The organism is Bradyrhizobium sp. URHC0002 (genome assembly GCF_054059515.1).
Genome location: NZ_JBSSCF010000001.1, coordinates 2,968,735 through 2,988,162, shown reverse-complemented (window position 1 = coordinate 2,988,162; position 19,428 = coordinate 2,968,735). Strand labels below are relative to the sequence as shown.

Genomic DNA, 19,428 nt, shown 5'->3' with positions numbered 1-19,428 from the left:
TTCCCGGTTGGCTGCTATGGAAAGCTCCATGTTTGCGCGGCGCACCATCAGCATTAGCGGCCCGGCTTCCGCCTGAGCTTTGGCTCGGCGCAAGACCGGGATTTTCCCTGTTCACCCGCTATTCCCCAGCGCCTCTCGCGCCGTCTTCGAGCCAACCAGAGCATTCATGTCCCAAAATCCGCAAAAGTCCGAAGCTGCCGACTATTCCAAAACCCTGTTCCTGCCGCAGACGGAATTCCCGATGCGCGCCGGCCTGCCGCAGCGCGAGCCGGAGATCCTCAAATACTGGAACGAGATCGACCTCTACGAGAAGCTGCGAAAGGACGCCGTCGGCCGCGCCAAATTCGTGCTGCATGACGGGCCGCCCTACGCCAACGGCAACATCCATATCGGCCACGCCCTGAACAAGATCCTCAAGGACGTGGTGACCAAGAGCCAGCAGATGCTGGGCTTCGATTCCAACTACGTGCCGGGCTGGGATTGTCATGGCCTGCCGATCGAATGGAAGATCGAGGAAGAAAACTACCGCTCCAAGGGCAAGCCGAAGCCGGACTTCCGCGACTCCACCGCGATGGTGGCGTTCCGAAAAGAATGCCGCGCCTATGCGACGCACTGGCTGAACGTCCAGCGCGAGGAGTTCAAGCGGCTTGGCATCATCGGCGACTGGGATCATCCCTACGCCACCATGAGTTATCCGGCCGAAGCCCAGATCGCGCGCGAGCTGATGAAGTTCGCCGCCAACGGCACGCTGTATCGCGGCTCCAAGCCGGTGATGTGGAGCGTGGTCGAGAAGACTGCGCTGGCCGAAGCCGAAGTCGAGTACGAGGACTACACGTCCGACATGGTGTGGGTGAAGTTTCCGGTCACCTCGCCGGCGCATGGCGCGCTGGCCGAGGCTTCCGTGGTAATCTGGACCACGACGCCGTGGACGCTGCCCGGCAACCGCGCCATCTCGTTCTCGCCGAAGATCGCCTATGGTCTTTACAAGGTCACGGATGCGCCCGCTGACAATTGGGCAAAGACCGGCGATGTGCTGATCCTCGCCGATGCGCTTGCAGCAGAAGTATTCAAACAGGCGCGCGTCACCGCCTATGAGAAGGTGCGCGACCTGCCGGGCGACACGCTCGACGCGGTCGAATGCGCCCATCCGTTGCGAGGCTTCGGCGGCGGATACGAATTCACGGTGCCGCTGCTGCCCGGCGACCACGTCACCGACGACACCGGTACCGGCTTCGTCCATACCGCACCGGGCCACGGCCGCGAGGACTTCGACGCCTGGATGGCGCATGCGCGCGAGCTGGAAGCCCGCGGCATCAACACCGCCATCCCCTACACCGTCGACGAGAACGGCGCCTATACCGATCACGCACCGGGCTTTGTCGGCAAACGTGTGATCAACGACAAGGGCGAGAAGGGCGACGCCAACGAGGCCGTGATCAAGGCGCTGGTCGAGGCCGGCAAGCTTCTGGCGCGCGGCCGGCTCAAGCATCAATACCCGCATTCGTGGCGCTCGAAGAAGCCGGTGATCTTCCGCAACACGCCGCAATGGTTTATCGCGATGGACAAGGACATCGCTGTCGACGGCAAGGCGAAGCCCGGCGACACGCTGCGCGCCCGCGCGCTGCATGCGATTTCGGTGACGCAATGGGTGCCTCCGGCCGGACAAAACCGCATCAACGGCATGATTGCCGGCCGTCCGGACTGGGTGATCTCGCGCCAGCGCGCCTGGGGCGTGCCGATCGCCGTGTTCGTGCGCGAGAAGGGCGACGGCTCCGCCGAGATCCTGCAGGACGAAATCGTCAATCAACGCATCGTCGAAGCTTTCATGGAGGAAGGCGCCGACGCCTGGTACATGGACGGCGCACGCGAGCGCTTTCTTGGGGAACGCGCGGCCGAGGAATGGAAGAAAGTCGACGATATCTGCGACGTCTGGTTCGATTCCGGTTCGACCCATGCCTTCGTGCTGGAGGACCGCCAGAATTTCCCTAATCTCGGCAACATCGTCCGCAAGATCGATGGCGGCGACGATACCGTGATGTACCTGGAAGGGTCGGACCAGCATCGCGGCTGGTTTCATTCCTCGCTGCTGGAAAGCGCCGGCACCCGCGGCCGCGCGCCGTATGACGTGGTGCTCACCCACGGCTTCACGCTGGATGAGAACGGCCGCAAGATGTCGAAGTCGCTCGGCAACACCGTCGAGCCGCAGAAGGTGATGAAGGATTCGGGCGCGGATATCCTCCGCCTCTGGGTTTGCGCGACCGACTATGCCGACGACCAGCGCATCGGCCCCGAGATCCTGAAAAACACCGTCGAGACCTACCGCAAGCTGCGCAACTCGATCCGCTGGATGCTCGGCACGCTGCATCATTTCGATCCGGCCGACGCGGTCGCACTTGCCGACATGCCCGAGCTGGAACGGTTGATGCTGCACGAACTCGCCAAGCGCGCAGCCATCGTGCACCAGGCTTATGCCGAGTTCGACTACAAGACGGTGGTGGCGACACTCTCGGCGTTCATGAACACCGAACTGTCGGCGTTCTATTTCGACGTCCGCAAGGACGCGCTGTATTGCGACCCGCTGTCGTCGACGGCGCGCAAGGCGGCGCTGACTGCGATCGACATCATCTGCGATGCGATCCTGCGCTGGCTCGCGCCGGTTCTGAGCTTCACGACCGAAGAAGCATGGCGGATGCACAATCCGAACGCCGAACCGTCGGTGCATCTGACGCTGTTCCCGGAAGGGTTCGAGAATTTCCGCGACGATGCGCTCGCCGCGAAATGGGAAACCATCCGCAACGTCCGCCGTGTCGTGACCGGTGCACTCGAACTCGAACGCGCCGCCAAGAACATCGGCTCATCGCTGGAGGCCTCGCCGCTGGTCTATGTGTCGGACACGAACATCTTCAACACGCTGTTCGACATAGATCTGGCCGAAGTCTGCATCACGTCGAACGCAATGGCGACCAACGACGACGCGCCGGCCGGCGCGTTCACCCTCCCCGACGTTCCCGGCGTCGCCGTCGTGGTCGAGAAGGCCGTGGGCACCAAATGCGCCCGATCGTGGAAGATCCTGCCGACCGTCGGTGAAGACGCCGAATATCCCGACGTCTCGCCGCGCGATGCGCAGGCCTTGCGCGAGTGGAAGGCGCTTACCGAAGGCGAGGAGCCGATTGATGCCATCGAAGCGCCCGCCGAGCCTGTCGGGTTGATCGAGACGCGACACGTCGAACAAGCGCAGCAATTAGAGGAAGCGCCTGAGCAAGCCGTTTCGGAAAACGTGACGGCTGCCAAGCCGGACAAGAAGACCAGGGCCAGGAAGACTCTGGAAAGTGCCAAGGCTGAGGAAGCCGAGAGACCGGTAAAGGTCAAGAAGGTCGCCGCGGCCAAGAAGGCTGTCGAAGCCGAGAAGGCCATTGAAACCGAGGCCAGGAAGCCCAGCGCCAAAAAGGCCAAAGCCAAGAAGGCCAAGACTAAGAAAGCCGCGGCTAAGAAACCCATAGCCAAGAAAGCCAAGGCCAAGAAGGCTGCCAAATCCAAAAAAGCTTCTTCGGCAGCGAAGGCGGCTAAGAAGGCGGCTGCAAAGACGGCGGCCAAGAAGGCAAAGAAGAAAACCACCAACAAGCCGGGAAAGAAGCCGCCAGCGACCAAGGCAAAGAAGCAAAAGAAGGCCAGATAAGTGTCTGGCCTCGAAAGCGCGCGAACCCCTCATCTCCGCGCCGGCGTCATTGCCGCGATCGCAGTGCTGGTGATCGACCAGGCCTCGAAGCTGTGGCTGCTCTACGTGTTCGACCTCGCCACTCGCGGCGCGGTCAGGGTCACGCCGTTCTTCGATCTGGTGCTGGCCTGGAATGTCGGGATCAGCTTTGGCTGGTTCCAGACCGATAATCAGCTCGCCCAGGTGGCCCTGATGGCGATCAAGGCGATCGCCGTGATCGTGCTCGGGATCTGGATGGCGCGCTCCAGCACGCTCCTGGCGACGCTGGCGCTCGGCCTGATCATCGGCGGCGCGGTCGGCAACGGCATCGACCGCTTCCTGCATGGCGCGGTGGTCGATTTCGCCCTGTTCCATATCGAGATCGGGGGCAAAACCTTCAATTGGTACGTGTTTAACCTTGCGGATGTGGCCATTGTTGCCGGGGTAGCGGGCCTATTGTATGATTCCTTCCTGGGGGTACCCGCCGCAAAAGCGCCCTGATCCCGGTCGATACGAACCGCTGCGGTATGGGGTTATTACGCTCCTCAAGGCCGGCCCCTGCGTGTTGCAGAAATTGTGAATGGGAACAGCGCGATGCGCGAGACCAAAGCCCGCTTCTGGATGCTGCAGACCAGCTCGCTGAGCCGGGCCCTGCGGCTTGCTGCCATCGCCCTCGGCATAGGCCTCGTGATGGCCGCCGGCCCCCTGCGCGCGGCCGATGACGAGGACGAGGACGACAAGACCTTCGAGGAAAAGATCATCGAAGGTATCATGCGCGGCCTCGGCGGCACCAACATGGAAAACCGCGGCATCGAGTACCGCGAGCGTTCACCCCTGGTGGTTCCCCCCAAGCTCGATTTGCCGCCGCCGGCCGCAACTGCAGCCGAAGTGAAGACGCCGAACTGGCCCAAGGATCCCGACGAGCAGCGCCGCAAGGCGACCGTCGCGGCGCGCAAGAAAGAGAACAAGGACCCGGGTGGGGCGTCGCGCCTCCTGACGCCGGCCGAACTCGCGGTGGGCAAGACCGTGGCGCCGGCCCGCAAAGACAACGATCCGGTGCAACCCGGCACCTCGGCCAACAATCCGATCCTGAGTCCTTCCGAGCTCGGCTTTAGCGGTGGCTTCAGCAGCCTGTTCGGCGGCAGCAAGACCGAGACGGCCCCGTTCAAGGGCGAGCCGACGCGGGATGCGCTGACCCAGCCTCCGCCCGGCTACCAGACGCCGTCGTCGAACTTTGCCTACGGCACCGGACCGAAGGAATCGCTCAACAAGGAATACAACCCGGCCGCCGGGAAATATAACGATTAGTTAAGCTGATCTCTCGCCTTCGTGACGATTGTTGGCGCGAGCGCGGTGTACGGTGCGGCGGCTTGATCCCGAACGGCTTTGTCGGGCTAATTCTAACGTTTAACGTTTGCGCGAATTCCTGTCGCAGGACCAGTTTCCCGTTTTGCGGCATGCGCGCCAGATAGGTCATGATGTCCTCACACCGTTTTGCCGCCTCTCTCGTTGCAGCCTTCATCTCGACGTTCGCTTTCTCCGCCGGCAGCGCATTCGCTCAGACCACCGTCACGTCGGAACGTCCCGCCAGCTTCACCCTCGACAACGGTTTGCAGGTGGTCGTGATCCCGGATCACCGCACGCCCGTCGTCACGCAGATGATCTGGTACAAGGTCGGCTCCGCCGACGAGACGCCGGGTAAATCGGGACTGGCGCACTTTCTCGAACATCTGATGTTCAAGGGGACGGCCAAACATCCCGCCGGTGAATTCTCCCAGACCGTGCTGCGGATCGGCGGCAACGAAAACGCCTTCACCTCGCTCGACTACACCGGCTATTTCCAGCGCGTGCCACGCGAGCATCTGGCGAAAATGATGGAGTTCGAGGCCGACCGCATGACCGGCCTCATTCTCAAGGATGAGAACGTACTGCCCGAGCGCGACGTCGTGCTGGAAGAATTCAACATGCGCGTCGCCAACAATCCGGACGCACGGTTGAGCGAGCAGATCATGGCGGCGCTGTATCTCAACCATCCCTATGGCCGGCCGATCATCGGCTGGCGCCAGGAGATCGAGAAGCTCGACCGCGAGGATGCGCTGGCGTTCTACAAGCGCTTCTACGCACCGAACAACGCGATCCTGGTGATCGCGGGCGACGTCGACGCCAAGGAAGTCCGCCCGATGGTGGAAAAGGCCTACGGCGGCATTCCCGCCCAGCCGGCCATTGCCGCGCATCGCGTCCGTCCGCAGGAGCCGGTGCCCGCCGCGCCGCGCACGGTGACGCTGTCCGATCCGCGCGTCGAACAGACCGGCCTGCGGCGCTATTATCTCGTCCCCTCCTCCACGACCGCTGCTGCCGGCGAAGGTCCCGCGCTCGACGTGCTGGCGCAATTGATGGGCGGCGGCTCCAACTCCTATCTCTACCGCGCGCTGGTGATCGACCGTCCGCTCGCGGTCAGCGCCGGCGCCGGTTACCAGGGCACTTCGCTGGATCCTTCGCAGTTCTCGATCTCGGTTTCGCCAAAGCACGGCGTGGAGTTTTCGCAAGTAGAGCAGGCGATCGACGGCGTGATTGCGGACGTCATCCAGAATCCCGCCCGCGCCGAGGATCTCGAGCGGGTCAAGACCCAGTTGATTGCGGAAGCGATCTACGCCCAGGACAATCAGGCCACGCTGGCGCGCTGGTATGGCGGCGCGCTGACGACAGGGCTTTCGATCGACGACATCAGGAGCTGGCCGGACCGGATTCGCGCCGTTACCGCCGAACAGGTCCGCGATGCCGCGCAGAAATGGCTCGACAAGAACCGCTCGGTAACCGGCTATCTGATCAAGGATGCCGCCCCGAAACGCGAGGAGAAGCGCTCGTGATCCGTCTTTCGATCGGCGCGCAGCGCCTCACATTCGGCCTGATCACCGGCGCCGTGCTGCTGTTGCTGGCGGCGACACCGTCGCACGCCGCGGCAAAGATCCAGCGGCTGGTCTCGCCTGGCGGTATCGAGGCTTGGTTCGTGCAGGACGCCACCGTGCCCCTGATCGCGATGGAATATGCCTTCGGCGGCGGCGCCGCCGAGGACCCATCGGGCAAATCCGGCGTCGGCAACATGGTCGCCGGCCTGCTTGACGAGGGCTCCGGCGATCTCGATTCCAAAACGTTTCACGAGCGCCTCGAGCGCCGCGCCATCGAACTGAGCTTCTCGTCGACCCGGGACCACTTCCGCGGCTCGCTCCGCATGCTCAAGGACAACAAGGACGAGGCCTTCGACCTCCTGCATCTGGCGCTGACCTCGCCGCATTTCGACACCACCGACGTCGAGCGCATTCGCGCGCAGGTGCTCTCCGGATTGCGCCGCGACAGCACCAACCCGACCTCGCTGGCGAGCCGCAAATTTCTCGAATTGGCGTTCGGCGATCATCCCTATGGCAGGCAGGCCAACGGCACGCTCGACAGCGTGCCGAAGATCGACGTCCCCGACATGAAGGATTACGTTCGCCGCGTGATCGCCAAGGATAGCTTGCGCATCGCCGTGGTCGGCGATGTCGATGCCGACACGCTCGGCAAGCTGCTGGACAAGACATTCGGCGGATTGCCGGCCAAGGCCAGCCTGACGGCGATCGCCGAGGTCGAGGCCACCAAGCCGCCGCAGCGCGCGTTCGTGCCGCTCGACGTGCCGCAGACGGTGGTGACGTTCGGCGGCCCCGGCATTCGCCGCCACGATCCGAATTTCATGGCCGCCTATGTCGTGAACCACATCCTTGGCGGCGGCGGATTGTCGTCGCGGCTCTACAAGGAGGTGCGCGAAAAGCGCGGCCTCGCCTATTCGGTCTATGAATCCCTGCTCTGGATGGATCGCTCTGCCCTGTTCATCGGCAATACCGGCACCCGTGCTGACCGCGCCGGCGAGACCGTCGACGCCATCGAGAAGGAAATCCGCCGTATCGCCGAGGAAGGCCCGACCCAGAAGGAACTGGACGAGGCCAAGTCCTACCTCAAGGGCTCGCAGATGCTGGCGCTCGATACCTCTTCGAAGCTCGCGCAGGCGCTGCTGCAGTACCAGCTCGACAAGTTGCCGATCGATTACATCGAAAAGCGCAATGCCCTCGTCGACGCCGTGACGCTCGAGGACGCTAAAAAGGCCGCGCAGAAGCTGTGGGGCCAGGGCCTGCTCACCGTCATCGTCGGCCGCGCCCCGCAAGCCGCCGCCCAGCCGGTGGCGGCACCGCCGAAGGCGAACTAGGCTTCGCCCTTCGCCGTCATGGCCGGGCACCGTAGCCTGCCCTGCGCAGGCTACGTAAACTGTCTGCGCTCCCGGCCCTCCACGTGTTTTTCCCTTTAGACACTGATAAGACGTGGATGCCCGGGAAGGTCCGGGCATGACGACTTTCGGTGAACGCCATGCTGCGGGTTTCCCGCGACCTCACGATCGATGAAAACGATATCGAGATCGGCTTCGTCCGCGCCTCCGGCCCGGGCGGGCAGAACGTCAACAAGCTTTCGACCGCAGCCCAGCTCCGTTTCGATACGCGCAAGATCACGCTGCCGGAGGACGCAAGCCTGCGACTGAACCGGATTGCCGGCCAGCGCATGACCAAGGAAGGCGTGATCGTGATCCACGCCCAGCGCTTCCGCACCCAGGAACGCAACCGCGCCGATGCCATCGACCGCCTGCTCGAAATACTGCGCGAAGCCATGGTAAGGCCGGTCCCACGGCGCGCCACCAAGCCGACCTTCGGCTCGAAGCAGCGGCGGCTGGAAGGCAAGAAGCGCCGCAGCGACGTCAAGGCGAAGCGCAACACCGCGCGCTTCGACGATTGAGAATCTACCGGCCGCGCCACCGCTGGCTGGCGGTTTCGACCAGACCAATCGCCCAGCAAATCGGACAACCGCGAAACGCGAGCAGCGCAAGGACGCCCAGCGCGAGCGACCCCAATGGATGGGTCGCGGCGATCGTGACGGCATACCAAAGCGTCCCTATTCCGACAACGCCGCGCAAACTGTGTTCGAGGAGCGTATTGCTCGCAAACATGATTCTTTACTCCGGCTGGATGGGCGTCAGTCGCGGATCAGATATTCGCGGATCATGATCCGCGCGCGGTGAAGGCGGGCCTTGGCGCTCTCGCGTGTCAGACCAAGGGCGCCCGCGATCTCATCGATCGACATCTCTTCGATGTCGCGCAGCAGGATGACTTCGCGATAGTGCTCGGGCAGGGACTGGATGGCCCGGCTGAGATCGATCCGAATGTCCTCGGGACGCAAATGCGCCAGACGGGCTTCCACTGCATCAGGCAAGTCGTCGGGGAGTCCGATCGACATGCGCAGCAGACGGTGGCAGGCGCGCCTTGCGACCGCGAACAGCCACGCCGAAAATGAACTCACCGCCCGCAGCGTACCGATCCGCCGGTACAACAGCAGCAGGGTTTCCTGGACCGCATCGTCGACGTCAGCCGCCCGGCAATTGCGCGCGGCGTAGCGTCGGACATCGGGCTGCGCCGCCGAAATCAGCGACAACAGGGCCTTCTCGTCCCCGCAGCGCGCGGCATCGACCAGCCCGGGTGGCCAGCGCCCGGTTCGCGTCAATGCCGTCATGACGAAGAAAGCTTTCGGCCGACCATGGCGCACATCGGACAGAATCCGACAAATCCGGTCAAGGCGGTAACCACCCCGGCGCCGGCGATCAGATAGCCAATTGGCATGCCGGAGAGACCAAGAAGCCCGCACGCCACCATCGCCGCGCCCCCGACCACCCGCATCGCCCGCTCCCAGCCCGGCAAATTCTTGCGATAAAACATAACAGCTCCCTTTGGTTCAGTGAGAGAACTTCAACGCGTTCTCCCCCGATAGAGCCGTCCAGCCGGGCTTTCGGTTCGCGGATATCAGGCCAAAACACAAAAAAACTCCGGCCACCGATGGAGGCCGGAGTTCTGGTGGGGGAGCAACCCGACGGAGGAGACGGGCTTTCCTCCCGGGGGTGCCTATCGGCTGTTCGCCGGGGGGGTGGCTGGCCCGCCCGTCACCTTGGGCGCGCCGCTGCCGGCTCCGACGGTGCCCTTCATGCCGGTCTTCGCGCCTGCCCGTTGGCTGGCGGCGCCAGCCGGCGCATCCTCGTCGATGCTGCCCGACGCGCCGCCCTGCATCTGGGTTTTGCCCTGCGCGCCGCCGCGGGTCTGCGTACCGGATGAGGCGCCTTGCGCCAGTACCGGGCCGGCAAGCAGGGCCGAGATTGCAACCGCGATCGCCGAGGTTTTCACTAGCTTCATCCAATTCTCCAAGGTTTTGTTGACGACAAGCATTTCGGGTCCTTCAGCGCCGTTCGGGCCGAGCACGCTCATCGCCAGATCACTCATGTCGCGAACGACGCGCTCGCCATGCAAGCCGCGCCGTGTGGTGATCGTGCAGGGATTTCGGGGTCATTTTGCGAATCCTTGGCCACGGGCCGACCGCATATGCGGCGGGAACCCTGCGTGCATCCGTTGACGAAAGTTCCACAAGAACGCTCTCACGCCATCTACCCGGCACCGCTTTCAGATCGCAGGCGATGGATCTTCGCACCTGCGATTTGAGCCCAACTGCTTTTGTTCTGTCGTGAAACAGCCCGCTACTACCACCGCCTATTTTCCGCGACCTACAGTCTGCGCACGTCAACGGTGAAGCACATGACGAAGCTGCGCACGACACGGGCAATCGGGTTGGGATTTTGCGCCGCGCTGCTTGTTGTGACCATGGCAAGCGCGCAGATGCCGCTGCCTGCCGCCAAGCCACCTGATGGGGCGACGCTGTTCAAGCAGCAATGCGCGACCTGCCACACCAGCAACCTGTCCGACCCGGCCCGCCAGGGTCCGTCGCTGTTCAAGGTCGTCGGCAGGCCGGCGGGCAAGGCGGATGGCTTCCACTACTCCGCCGGTTTCGCCAAGGCCGACTTCGTCTGGGACGACACCAGGCTTGATGCCTATCTCACCAATCCTCAGGCGACAGTCCCGGGCTCCAACATGGCCTACCGCCAGCCCAAGGCGGAAACCCGCGCCGCCATCATCGCCTATCTGAAGGAGCTGAACTGAATGGCAAAGCCCGTTCACTCGATGATCCGCGTGTTCGACGAGGCGAAGTCGCTGGACTTCTACGCACGCGCCTTCGGGCTTGAGGTCGCCGACCATCTCAAGTTTGCGGATTTCGCGCTGATCTACCTGCGTCATTCGTCCTCGCCGTTCGAGGTGGAACTCACCGTCAATTTCGATCGCAAGGAACCCTACGCGCTGGGTGACGGCTACGGCCATCTTGCCGTCGTTGTCGATGATGTCGACGCCGAACACGCGAGATTTTCGCGCGAAGATCTCGCGCCCGGGCCGCTGCGCGACTTCAAGCATGACGGCAGGACGCTCGCGCGCTTCTTCTTCGTCGCCGATCCCGATGGCTACAAGATCGAAGTGATTCAACGAGGTGGCCGCTTCGGTTAATCGCAAGCAACAAGCATTTAATGGAGGACACAATGAGAGAAGTCGATCGTCGAAGCCAATATGACCGTCGCGTCTTCCTGAAGGGCGCGGCCACGGCGGTGCCAACCGTCGCGATCGCGACCAGCGCGGGCCTTGCTGTCAGCGACGCCTGGGCCGACGACGCCACCACGCTGACGCCGGCGACGCTCAAGACGCTGGTGAAGGTCGCGCGCGACATCTATCCGCACGACTTCCTGGGCGACAGCTACTACATCACCGCCATCAAGCCGTGGGACGGCAAGGCGGCGAAAGATCCGGCTACAAAGGCGCTGATCAATGACGGCGTCGCGCGCCTGGATCAGGACGCCAACGATCGCCACAAGGTGCCTTACGCCCAGGTGGCGTGGGAAAATGATCGCGTCGCGTTGCTGCAGCGCATCGAGCAGTCCGTCTTCTTCCAGAATATCCGCGGCGATCTCATCGTCTCCCTTTACAACCAGAAAGAGGTTTGGCCGAAGTTCGGCTACGAGGGCTCCTCCGCCGAGCACGGCGGCTACATCAAGCGCGGCTTCGCCGACATCGACTGGCTCCCGAAGGCGTGAACAGCCGCGGTCAACGAACAGCAGGGAGGAATTCAGCATGGCAAAATTCGATTTGAATGACGGCGGCGTGGTCGTGATCGTCGGCTCCGGCGCGGGCGGTGGAACGCTCGGCAACGAGCTTGCGCAAAAGGGCGTCAAGGTCGTGATCCTTGAAGCCGGCTCGCGCATCGAACTGCAGGACTTCGTCAACGATGAATGGGAGAGCTTTACCCAGCTCGCGTGGTCCGACATGCGCACCACATCGGGAAGCTGGCGCGTCGCAAAGGATTTTCCGAACCTTCCGGCGTGGATCGTGAAGGCGGTCGGCGGTTCGACCACGCACTGGGCCGGCGCCTCGCTGCGCTTCGACGAACACGAGTTCAAGGACAAGACCACCTACGGCAACATCCCCGGCGCCAATCTGCTGGATTGGCCGATCACGCTCGCCGAGATGGAGCCATGGTACGCCAAGGCCGAGGACAAGATGGGCGTCACCCGCACCAACGGCATTCCGGGGCTGCCCGGCAGCAACAATTTCAAGGTGCTGGAAGCCGGCGCGAAAAAACTCGGCTACAAGAGCGTGCACACCGGCAACATGGCGATCAACAGTGAACCACGCGACGGGCGTGGCGCCTGCCAGCAGATCGGCTTCTGCTTCCAGGGCTGCAAGTCGGGTGCGAAATGGTCCACGCTCTATACTGAAATCCCAAAGGGCGAGGCGACCGGAAATCTCGAGGTGCGCCCCAACAGCATGGTGATCAAGATCGAGCACGACGCCTCCGGCAAGGTAACGGGCGTGGTCTATGCCGACCAGAGCGGCGCGATGCAGCGCCAGAAGGCGCGTGTGGTGGCGGTCGCGGGCAACTCGATCGAGAGCCCGCGGCTGTTGCTCAACAGCGCCTCGACCATGTTCCCGGACGGCCTTGCCAACTCGTCCGGGCAGGTCGGCCGCAACTATATGCGGCACATGACCGGCAGCGTGTACGCGGCGTTCGAGAAGTCGGTGCACATGTATCGCGGCACCACCATGGCCGGCATCATCCGCGACGAGGCGAAGAACGACCCCAAACGCGGCTTCGTCGGCGGCTATGAGATGGAGACGCTGTCGATCGGCGTGCCCTTCATGGCGGCGTTCCTGAATCCCGGCGCATGGGGACGCTCCTTCACGTCAGCGATGGAGTCGTATCCGCGGATGGCCGGCATGTGGCTGGTCGGCGAGGACATGCCGCAGGAATCCAACCGCATCACGCTCGATCCGAAAGCCAAGGACAAGTTCGGCATGCCGGTGGCGAGCGTGCATTTCGATGATCATCCCAACGACGTCGCGATGCGCGACCATGCCTACAAGCAGGGGGCCGCCGTCTACGAGGCCGTCGGCGCCACCGTGACCTATCCGACGCCGCCCTATCCGAGCACGCATAACCTCGGCACGAACAGGATGAGCGAGAAGCCCAGGGATGGCGTTGTGAACAAGTTCGGCCAGGCCCACGACGTCAAGAACCTGTTCGTCTCCGACGGCAGCCAGTTCACCACCGGCGCCGCCTGCAATCCGACGCTGACCATCGTCTCGCTGGCGATCCGGCAGGCGGACCACATCGCCGGTGCGATGCAGCGCAAGGAGATATAGAGCGTTTTCGAGCGAAGTGGGCACCGGTTCGCATAGCAATCAAGTTTACGCAGATTGCGTGGACTTATCTGCAGTTGAAAACGCGTCAAACAAAAAAAAGCCAGAGCCCGGTTCTGATTTAGTCAGAACCGGGCTCTAGTTCCAACCCCACTGCATCTCGGCTAGGGCATTACTCCTCCAGCAGCGCCTTCGCCTCCTTCAGATCAGGCATGTCGAAGCCTTCAGTGAACCAGCCGTAGATCGGCGCGAGAAGATCATGGGCTTCGCCGCGCCTGTTCTGTTTGCACCAGAGGCGCGCCAAGCTGAGCGATGCCTGCAATTCCAAGAGCTTTGCGCACTGCAGCTTCGCTACCGTAAGTGCCTGATGATAGCTTCGCTCGGCCGCGGATGGATCGCATATGGCATTCAGCAAATCGCCGCGCAATCGATGCAACCCTGCCTCGTAGCACCGTTCGTTGGTTGTATCGATGATCCGTTCCGCCTCGGCGAGGCAATTCAGTCCATCGGACGGCTGCCCGACCATTGCGTGGGCCTCGGCGAGCCACATAAGCACAATCGACGTATTCATCACAGCTCCGGTAGCACGTAATGCTTCCAGCCCCTGTGTGAGCAGCGTGAGGCCTTCGTGTGCCTGGCCGCGCGCGGTCAACGACGCTCCGTGGAACGCTGTTGCCCAACCGAAATGAAACGGAAAACGGTGCTCGGTCGATATAGCTAGAAGTTCCTCGGCATACCGGTCCACCTCAGGTGAGCGGGTGATCCAGCCGGTCCAATTCGCAAAAATGAGCACGACAGTTAGCGTTTGGGCATGCCTGAGCCGTCGTGTTTCTGTGAAAGCCTCCTCCATCCGCACCCGTGATTGATCGATGTAGCCTAGGTGGGCCAACGTCACGGCGAGGTACCCGAGCATCGTAGCGTAGGGATCTTCGGCCAGTCCCGCACCGATGCCGCGATGCGCATCAGCAAGGCCATGACACTGATCCAGGAGCGCGCGGGCGGCAACGAAATCTCCGAGATGGAGGTGGGTCATCCCCTTTGCGCGGCGACCCCGCAATTGCGCGCTCACATCGTTCTGCGCCTCGGCGATTTTTTCGATCTGCTCGGCAAGCGACAGCGCCAGCTTGTGTTCGGATCGGCCCAAATGAAACGCCCATTGGCCAAAGCTTAGCCGCAGGAGGTACTCGGGTAGATTTAGCTGTTCGGCCAGTGCGCGTGCTCGCGCGATGGTCTCGCCTACATCGGGCGCCGAAAGACCTTTTGTGAAAGCCAGCGCCGGTCTAAGCGCGAGTAAAAGGTCAAGCTCTTGTTGCCGGCGCCGAGGGCCGTCCGGCAGACTGGTTAGCACGTCCAACCCTTTCCGCAACTGGGCGACCGCTTCCGTCATCGCAGATCCCGCCATCGCTTGCCTACCGGCTTTGAGCCAATAAGCGACCGCCTTCTCCACCAGCCCGGCCTCGGCGCAGTGCCGGGCAAGCAGCGCGGGCCGGGTAACCACGACCTCCGGGAATTGGCCTTCAAGCGTCGCGGCGATACGGGCGTGCAGCTGCTGGCGCCGGCTGCGCAGCAACGTGCCGTAGGCGGCATCCTGCACTAGTGAGTGCTTGAAGGTGTATTCCGCTTGGGGAGGCACGCCGCGCCGGAAGATCAATTCGGCGCACACGAGCTGCGCTAAGGCGTCGTCCAGTTGCTTCCGCGGCATTGGGGCGACGGCTCTGATCAGCTCGTGGGAGAACTGACGTCCGAGAGCAGCGGCGATCTGTGCCACGTCGCGCGCTGGCGCCAAGTGATCAAGCCGCGCCAGGAGCGACGCCTGTAGCGATGTCGGGATCGCCAGCGGCGTTACCGGACCCGTCACCAAATATCGGTCGCCGCATTCCACAACCAAGCCGCTCTCGACCACTGCCTTGGTCAGTTCCTCGATGAACAGCGGTACGCCATCAGTCCGATTGGTGATCTGGTCGGCAATTTCCTGTGGCAAGGCCTTGCCGCCGGTGACGTGCGCGATCATCGCAGCGGAGAGCCGGCGTGGAAGGCGATTGAGGCTGATCAGCGTCACCTGCGCACGGCTGACCCATGGTGGCACGAATTCCGGTCGGAAGGTGACGATTGCCAGAAGCGGTAAGCTCGACGCCCGCTCGACAATTAGCTCGAAAAGTTCAAGCGAGGTGGGATCGGCCCAGTGCACATCCTCGAAGACCATCAGCACGGGACTTCGTTCGGCCAACGCCTCGATTCGCGACCTGAGTGCTTCAAGTGTGTGTTGTCGGCGTTGCTGCGGGGCTAGTTCGAGCGTGGGGTGGCGTCCGTCGTTCGGCAGCGACAACATTTCGGCAAAAAGCACCACATCCTCTCGCGGCGTGGAACTTTGCGCCAGCAGGGTATCGAGTTTGTCGAGCTTGGCCTGCGCGGTGTCATCATGGGCAAGTCGAGCAGCCCGCTCCAACTGGCTGATGACGGGATAGAGTACGGTGTCGGTGTGCTGTGGGGAGCAGAAATAACGCAAGCGCGTGTGCGGCTCGGCAGCTAGACGTTCAAGCAGTGCTGCCGTCAGCCGAGACTTGCCGATGCCTGCCTCGCCGGACAGCAACACAATCTGTCCATCGCCGGATTTGGCTTTCGACCAGCGCCGCAGCAGCAAGTCGAGTTCTTCTTCCCGCCCAACGAGATCCGTCAGGCCGCTCGCATGCATTGCGTCGAAACGGCCTTCCACCGAAGCTGGCCGCAGTGCCGCCCAGGCTCGCGTAGGCGACGAGATACCCTTGAGTTCCTGTAGCCCAAGATCCTGAAGCTCGAACAAGCTGCCCAATAGCTTGCGTGTACCTTCAGCAACCACCACGCTGTTCGGCTCGGCAGCGCCCTGCAGGCGGGCCGCCAGGTTCGGGGTGTCGCCGACGATTCCTTGCTCCTGCGAGGCACCCGACCCTACCAGGTTGCCGACGACCACCAGTCCCGTCGCTATCCCGACACGTGTCTGCAGGGTCGCGTGGGTCTTTAGATCTCGTATGGCTGCGATCAGTTCCAGCCCAGCGCGCACGGCTCGCTCGGCATCGTCCTCGTGAGCCTGAGGATAGCCGAAATAGATCAGCACCCCATCGCCCATGTACTTCGCAACGAAGCCCCCAAAGCGACCCACGGTCTCCGCGACGGACTTCTGATATGAGGAGATCAGCTCCCGCAAATCTTCTGGATCCATGCGCGCCGATAGTGCAGTCGAGCCAACCAGGTCTGAGAACATCACTGTAACTTGGCGACGCTCCGCGCGGTCTTCGGGAGAGACGTTCGGGGCACTGGACACGACCGCCAAGTTAGCAGAAGGCGCGTTGTCGCCCGTATCTGCTCGCAGCGCAGCGATAGCTTCCAGGAGCATCCGGCGGTGACCGACAGGACCAACGCCGATTTCCTTCAGGTCCTCCTGCGTGAGGCTCGGGAGGACCCGCTCGTTTATCTCGTTCTCGCGGAATGCCGCCTCGTATCGTTCGAGGCCAAGGCTCCGCAGCCAAACCGCGACGTCCATGTTGGCGCGTCCCCCTGCGCCTCGTAATGCACGTCCTTAAGGCGCGTTAGTGGGGCTCACTTGCAGACAAGAACCATACTACCATCACGGGCTTGGGAACTAGCTTGTTCTCGGTTGAGAACTTGCTACCGGAAGCGGTTCCCAAAAACGGAAGCGGCTGGGTCCGGGAAGGGCAAAACCGCTTTCCTTTTGATCGGAAATTTTATTCGGCCGCGTCGAGGATGGCGGCAGTATCGCCGCGAAATTCCGGAATGGGAACAGCGCTCTTGGCGCGATAGATCAGGCAGGAGCACCGCAGCAGCGAGGCAAAATTCTTGACCTCGCCGTGGTGGTCGAGGACCTCGTCGTGCAGCGTGGTAAGGAACTTGGCGAGGCTCATGCCCTCCTTGGCCGCGATCTCCTCAAGCGTATCCCAGAACGACATCTCCAGCCGTATCGAGGTGGAATGGCCACCCATCCGCAGCGACCGGGTCTGCGATTCATAGTCGCGTTGAGGCTGGTGCGCGAACAGACTGCACATAGGGTTCCTCCGGTCAGTTTATAATTTTTCTAAACGATATACCTGACCACGCGGCCTCACAATCCCAAGTCCAACCTCAAGTCGCGGCGGCCCGCCGAGAACGAACCTGAGCATCTTCAAGGCGATAGTCTACACTCATCCCCAGCCGGGCATTGTTTCGGCTTCTTCCCATGCATTTGCCACCCCGAGCGCCTACAATGGCGGTCCAGCCTCGAATCTACGTTCAAGCCCCCGTCCCCATGCCCGTCCGCCAGCTCCCCGAACAGGTCGTCAACCGCATCGCCGCCGGCGAGGTGGTCGAACGTCCCGCGAGCGTGGTCAAGGAACTGGTCGAAAACGCCATCGATGCCGGCGCCAGCCGTGTCGACATCTTCACCGATGGCGGCGGCCGGCGGCGGATCGGGATCACCGACGACGGCAGCGGCATGACCCATAGCGACCTTGCGCTCGCCGTCGACCGCCACGCCACCTCCAAGCTCGACGACGAGGATTTGCTACGTATTCGCACGCTGGGCTTTCGCGGCGAAGCCTTACCCTCGATCGGCGCGGTGGCGAAGCTCGGCATCACCACGCGGCACGCCAGCGAGCCGCATGCCTGGTCGCTGTCGGTCGAAGGCGGCCTAAAATCGCAGATCATGCCGGCGGCGTTGTCGCAAGGCACCCGCGTCGAGGTCAGCGATCTCTTTTACGCGACGCCTGCCCGGCTGAAGTTCCTCAAGACCGACCGCACCGAGGCCGAAGCGATCCGCGAAGTGGTGCGGCGGCTGGCGATGGCGCGGCCCGATATCGCCTTTACGCTCGCCGGCGAGGAACGCGCGCCGGTGACCTGGGCCGCTGCGCTGCCCGGCGCGGCGGGGCGGCTGACGCGGCTCGGCGATATCCTGGGCCACGATTTCCGTTCCAGCGCCATCGATGTGCGCGCCGAGCGCGAAGGCGTCGTGGTCGAAGGCTTTGCCGCCGCGCCGTCCCTGACGCGCGCCAACGCGCTCGGGCAATATCTGTTCGTCAATGGCCGCCCGGTGCGCGACAAGCTCATTCTCGGCGCGGTGCGCGCGGCCTATTCGGATTACCTGCCGCGCGACCGCCATCCCGTTGTGGCGCTGTTCGTGACGACAGATCCGCAGGAGGTCGATGCCAATGTGCATCCGGCCAAGACCGAGGTGCGGTTTCGCAACGCCGGCCTCGTTCGCGCGCTGATCGTCCACGCGCTGAAGGATGGCCTCGCCCGCGAGGGCCGACGTACCGCCGCCAATACCGACGGCGCGGCATTATCGGCATTTCGTCCCTCCTTTGCGCCGCGCCCGACCAACTGGGACTGGCGCAGTTCGCCGGCCTATCCCGTAAGCCCCGCGCCTTCGTTTGGTAGTGCGGCGGCATCTGCGCTTGCTGAAGCTGATCAGGCCGCCTTCAATGTCGGTACGCCCACCGCCGACGTGCGCTTCGAGGCGCAGCCCTCCGCCGACCTGCTCGACCGTCCGCTGGGCGCCGCGCGGACGCAGATCCACGAGACCTATATCGTGTCGCAGACCCGCGACGGCCTGATCGTGGTGGACCAGCACGCCGCGCATGAGCGCATCGTCTATGAGAGGCTGAAGGCATCGCTGGCGAAGAATGGCGTGCAGCGGCAGATATTGCTGATCCCCGAAATCGTCGAGCTGGATGAGGCGACGGTCGAGAAGCTGCTGGACCGCGCCGAGGAACTCTGCTCCTTCGGGCTCGCGATCGACTCTTTCGGCCCCGGCGCGGTCGCGGTGCGCGAGACGCCGTCGCTGCTCGGCAAGGCCAATGCAGCGGCGCTGCTGCGCGATCTCGCCGAACACATGACCGAATGGGACGAGGCGTTGCCGCTGGAGCGCCGCCTGATGCACGTCGCCGCCACCATGGCCTGCCACGGTTCGGTCCGCGCCGGCCGCCGCCTCAAGCCGGAAGAGATGAACGCGCTGCTGCGCGAGATGGAAGACACGCCGAATTCCGGCCAGTGCAACCACGGCCGGCCCACTTATGTGGAATTGAAGTTGAGCGATATCGAGAAGCTGTTCGGGCGGCGGTAAACGAAAGCGTTTCC

Annotated in this window: 16 protein-coding genes and 1 pseudogene; 11 read left to right on the top strand and 6 right to left on the bottom strand. The window is 63.2% G+C overall.

What is annotated here, in order from left to right:
- Positions 1–166: 166 nt before the first annotated feature.
- The 6 genes and pseudogenes from ileS to arfB form a co-directional block, all read left to right on the top strand.
- Positions 167–3,151 (top strand): annotated as a pseudogene (ileS, locus tag ACVWVY_RS14370) (isoleucine--tRNA ligase); the annotation flags it as partial.
- 525 nt (positions 3,152–3,676) lie between these two features.
- Positions 3,677–4,195 carry a signal peptidase II gene (gene lspA, locus ACVWVY_RS14365; protein ID WP_456626968.1) on the top strand — a complete coding sequence of 173 codons (519 nt, stop codon included), beginning with the start codon at positions 3,677–3,679 and terminating at the stop codon, positions 4,193–4,195.
- 93 nt (positions 4,196–4,288) lie between these two features.
- Entirely contained in the window at positions 4,289–5,002 is a 714-nt protein-coding gene (locus ACVWVY_RS14360) for a hypothetical protein (RefSeq protein ID WP_456626967.1), read from the top strand.
- Between the two features lie 167 nt (positions 5,003–5,169).
- Positions 5,170–6,561 (top strand): M16 family metallopeptidase, encoded by a 1,392-nt coding sequence (locus tag ACVWVY_RS14355; protein ID WP_456626966.1) that lies wholly within the window; start codon positions 5,170–5,172, stop codon positions 6,559–6,561.
- Complete coding sequence (locus tag ACVWVY_RS14350; protein WP_456626965.1) at positions 6,483–7,928, top strand: M16 family metallopeptidase; 1,446 nt, start codon at positions 6,483–6,485, stop codon at positions 7,926–7,928. The genes ACVWVY_RS14355 and ACVWVY_RS14350 overlap by 79 nt, the downstream gene beginning before the upstream one ends.
- A gap of 158 nt (positions 7,929–8,086) precedes the next feature.
- Positions 8,087–8,506, top strand: a complete 420-nt coding sequence (gene arfB / locus ACVWVY_RS14345; RefSeq protein ID WP_456626964.1) for an alternative ribosome rescue aminoacyl-tRNA hydrolase ArfB — start codon at positions 8,087–8,089, stop codon at positions 8,504–8,506.
- 4 nt (positions 8,507–8,510) lie between these two features.
- Here arfB and ACVWVY_RS14340 read toward each other — a convergent pair whose 3' ends face one another.
- From ACVWVY_RS14340 to ACVWVY_RS14325, 4 genes are all read right to left on the bottom strand, one after another.
- The gene (locus ACVWVY_RS14340) at positions 8,511–8,717 is read right to left on the bottom strand and encodes a hypothetical protein (protein ID WP_456626963.1); all 207 of its coding nucleotides are present in this window, start codon (positions 8,715–8,717) and stop codon (positions 8,511–8,513) included.
- Between the two features lie 26 nt (positions 8,718–8,743).
- The gene (locus ACVWVY_RS14335) at positions 8,744–9,277 is read right to left on the bottom strand and encodes an RNA polymerase sigma factor (RefSeq protein ID WP_456626962.1); all 534 of its coding nucleotides are present in this window, start codon (positions 9,275–9,277) and stop codon (positions 8,744–8,746) included.
- On the bottom strand, positions 9,274–9,480 hold the full coding sequence (locus ACVWVY_RS14330) for a YgaP family membrane protein (protein ID WP_456626961.1): 207 nt from the start codon (positions 9,478–9,480) through the stop codon (positions 9,274–9,276). Before ACVWVY_RS14330 ends, ACVWVY_RS14335 begins: the two co-directional genes overlap by 4 nt.
- Before the next feature lie 183 nt (positions 9,481–9,663).
- Positions 9,664–9,948 carry a hypothetical protein gene (locus tag ACVWVY_RS14325; RefSeq protein WP_456626960.1) on the bottom strand — a complete coding sequence of 95 codons (285 nt, stop codon included), beginning with the start codon at positions 9,946–9,948 and terminating at the stop codon, positions 9,664–9,666.
- Between the two features lie 477 nt (positions 9,949–10,425).
- On the opposite strand from ACVWVY_RS14325, the gene ACVWVY_RS14320 reads away from it, so the two are divergent.
- From ACVWVY_RS14320 to ACVWVY_RS14305, 4 genes are read left to right on the top strand one after another with little or no spacing between them, the layout of a single operon-like run.
- The gene (locus tag ACVWVY_RS14320; protein WP_456632209.1) at positions 10,426–10,746 is read left to right on the top strand and encodes a c-type cytochrome; all 321 of its coding nucleotides are present in this window, start codon (positions 10,426–10,428) and stop codon (positions 10,744–10,746) included.
- Positions 10,747–11,142, top strand: coding sequence for a VOC family protein (locus ACVWVY_RS14315; RefSeq protein ID WP_456626959.1), 396 nt, complete (start codon positions 10,747–10,749; stop codon positions 11,140–11,142).
- A gap of 32 nt (positions 11,143–11,174) precedes the next feature.
- The gene (locus tag ACVWVY_RS14310) at positions 11,175–11,723 is read left to right on the top strand and encodes a gluconate 2-dehydrogenase subunit 3 family protein (protein ID WP_456626958.1); all 549 of its coding nucleotides are present in this window, start codon (positions 11,175–11,177) and stop codon (positions 11,721–11,723) included.
- Positions 11,724–11,760: 37 nt separating this feature from the next.
- The gene (locus ACVWVY_RS14305; protein ID WP_456626957.1) at positions 11,761–13,329 is read left to right on the top strand and encodes a GMC family oxidoreductase; all 1,569 of its coding nucleotides are present in this window, start codon (positions 11,761–11,763) and stop codon (positions 13,327–13,329) included.
- 169 nt (positions 13,330–13,498) lie between these two features.
- Here the strand turns inward: ACVWVY_RS14305 and ACVWVY_RS14300 are convergent, their stop codons facing one another.
- Together ACVWVY_RS14300 and ACVWVY_RS14295 are read right to left on the bottom strand one after the other, a co-directional pair.
- Positions 13,499–16,843 carry an AAA family ATPase gene (locus tag ACVWVY_RS14300; protein WP_456626956.1) on the bottom strand — a complete coding sequence of 1,115 codons (3,345 nt, stop codon included), beginning with the start codon at positions 16,841–16,843 and terminating at the stop codon, positions 13,499–13,501.
- A 202-nt stretch (positions 16,844–17,045) separates the two neighbouring features.
- Entirely contained in the window at positions 17,046–17,363 is a 318-nt protein-coding gene (locus ACVWVY_RS14295; protein ID WP_456626955.1) for a ribbon-helix-helix domain-containing protein, read from the bottom strand.
- A gap of 239 nt (positions 17,364–17,602) precedes the next feature.
- On the opposite strand from ACVWVY_RS14295, the gene mutL reads away from it, so the two are divergent.
- Positions 17,603–19,414, top strand: coding sequence for a DNA mismatch repair endonuclease MutL (mutL, locus tag ACVWVY_RS14290; protein ID WP_456626954.1), 1,812 nt, complete (start codon positions 17,603–17,605; stop codon positions 19,412–19,414).
- Positions 19,415–19,428 lie beyond the last annotated feature (14 nt).

Excerpts from the sequence above, each read along its gene's own strand:
- ACVWVY_RS14340 (WP_456626963.1), bottom strand. The coding sequence starts at position 8,717 with ATGTTTGCGAGCAATACGCTCCTCGAACACAGTTTGCGCGGCGTTGTC.
- ACVWVY_RS14320 (WP_456632209.1), top strand. The coding sequence starts at position 10,426 with ATGCCGCTGCCTGCCGCCAAGCCACCTGATGGGGCGACGCTGTTCAAG.
- ACVWVY_RS14325 (WP_456626960.1), bottom strand. The coding sequence starts at position 9,948 with ATGAAGCTAGTGAAAACCTCGGCGATCGCGGTTGCAATCTCGGCCCTG.
- ACVWVY_RS14300 (WP_456626956.1), bottom strand. The coding sequence starts at position 16,843 with ATGGACGTCGCGGTTTGGCTGCGGAGCCTTGGCCTCGAACGATACGAG.
- ACVWVY_RS14360 (WP_456626967.1), top strand. The coding sequence starts at position 4,289 with ATGCGCGAGACCAAAGCCCGCTTCTGGATGCTGCAGACCAGCTCGCTG.
- ACVWVY_RS14295 (WP_456626955.1), bottom strand. The coding sequence starts at position 17,363 with ATGTGCAGTCTGTTCGCGCACCAGCCTCAACGCGACTATGAATCGCAG.
- ACVWVY_RS14310 (WP_456626958.1), top strand. The coding sequence starts at position 11,175 with ATGAGAGAAGTCGATCGTCGAAGCCAATATGACCGTCGCGTCTTCCTG.
- ACVWVY_RS14305 (WP_456626957.1), top strand. The coding sequence starts at position 11,761 with ATGGCAAAATTCGATTTGAATGACGGCGGCGTGGTCGTGATCGTCGGC.
- arfB (WP_456626964.1), top strand. The coding sequence starts at position 8,087 with ATGCTGCGGGTTTCCCGCGACCTCACGATCGATGAAAACGATATCGAG.
- ACVWVY_RS14330 (WP_456626961.1), bottom strand. The coding sequence starts at position 9,480 with ATGTTTTATCGCAAGAATTTGCCGGGCTGGGAGCGGGCGATGCGGGTG.
- ACVWVY_RS14355 (WP_456626966.1), top strand. The coding sequence starts at position 5,170 with ATGATGTCCTCACACCGTTTTGCCGCCTCTCTCGTTGCAGCCTTCATC.
- mutL (WP_456626954.1), top strand. The coding sequence starts at position 17,603 with ATGCCCGTCCGCCAGCTCCCCGAACAGGTCGTCAACCGCATCGCCGCC.
- ACVWVY_RS14350 (WP_456626965.1), top strand. The coding sequence starts at position 6,483 with ATGGCTCGACAAGAACCGCTCGGTAACCGGCTATCTGATCAAGGATGC.
- ACVWVY_RS14335 (WP_456626962.1), bottom strand. The coding sequence starts at position 9,277 with ATGACGGCATTGACGCGAACCGGGCGCTGGCCACCCGGGCTGGTCGAT.
- ACVWVY_RS14315 (WP_456626959.1), top strand. The coding sequence starts at position 10,747 with ATGGCAAAGCCCGTTCACTCGATGATCCGCGTGTTCGACGAGGCGAAG.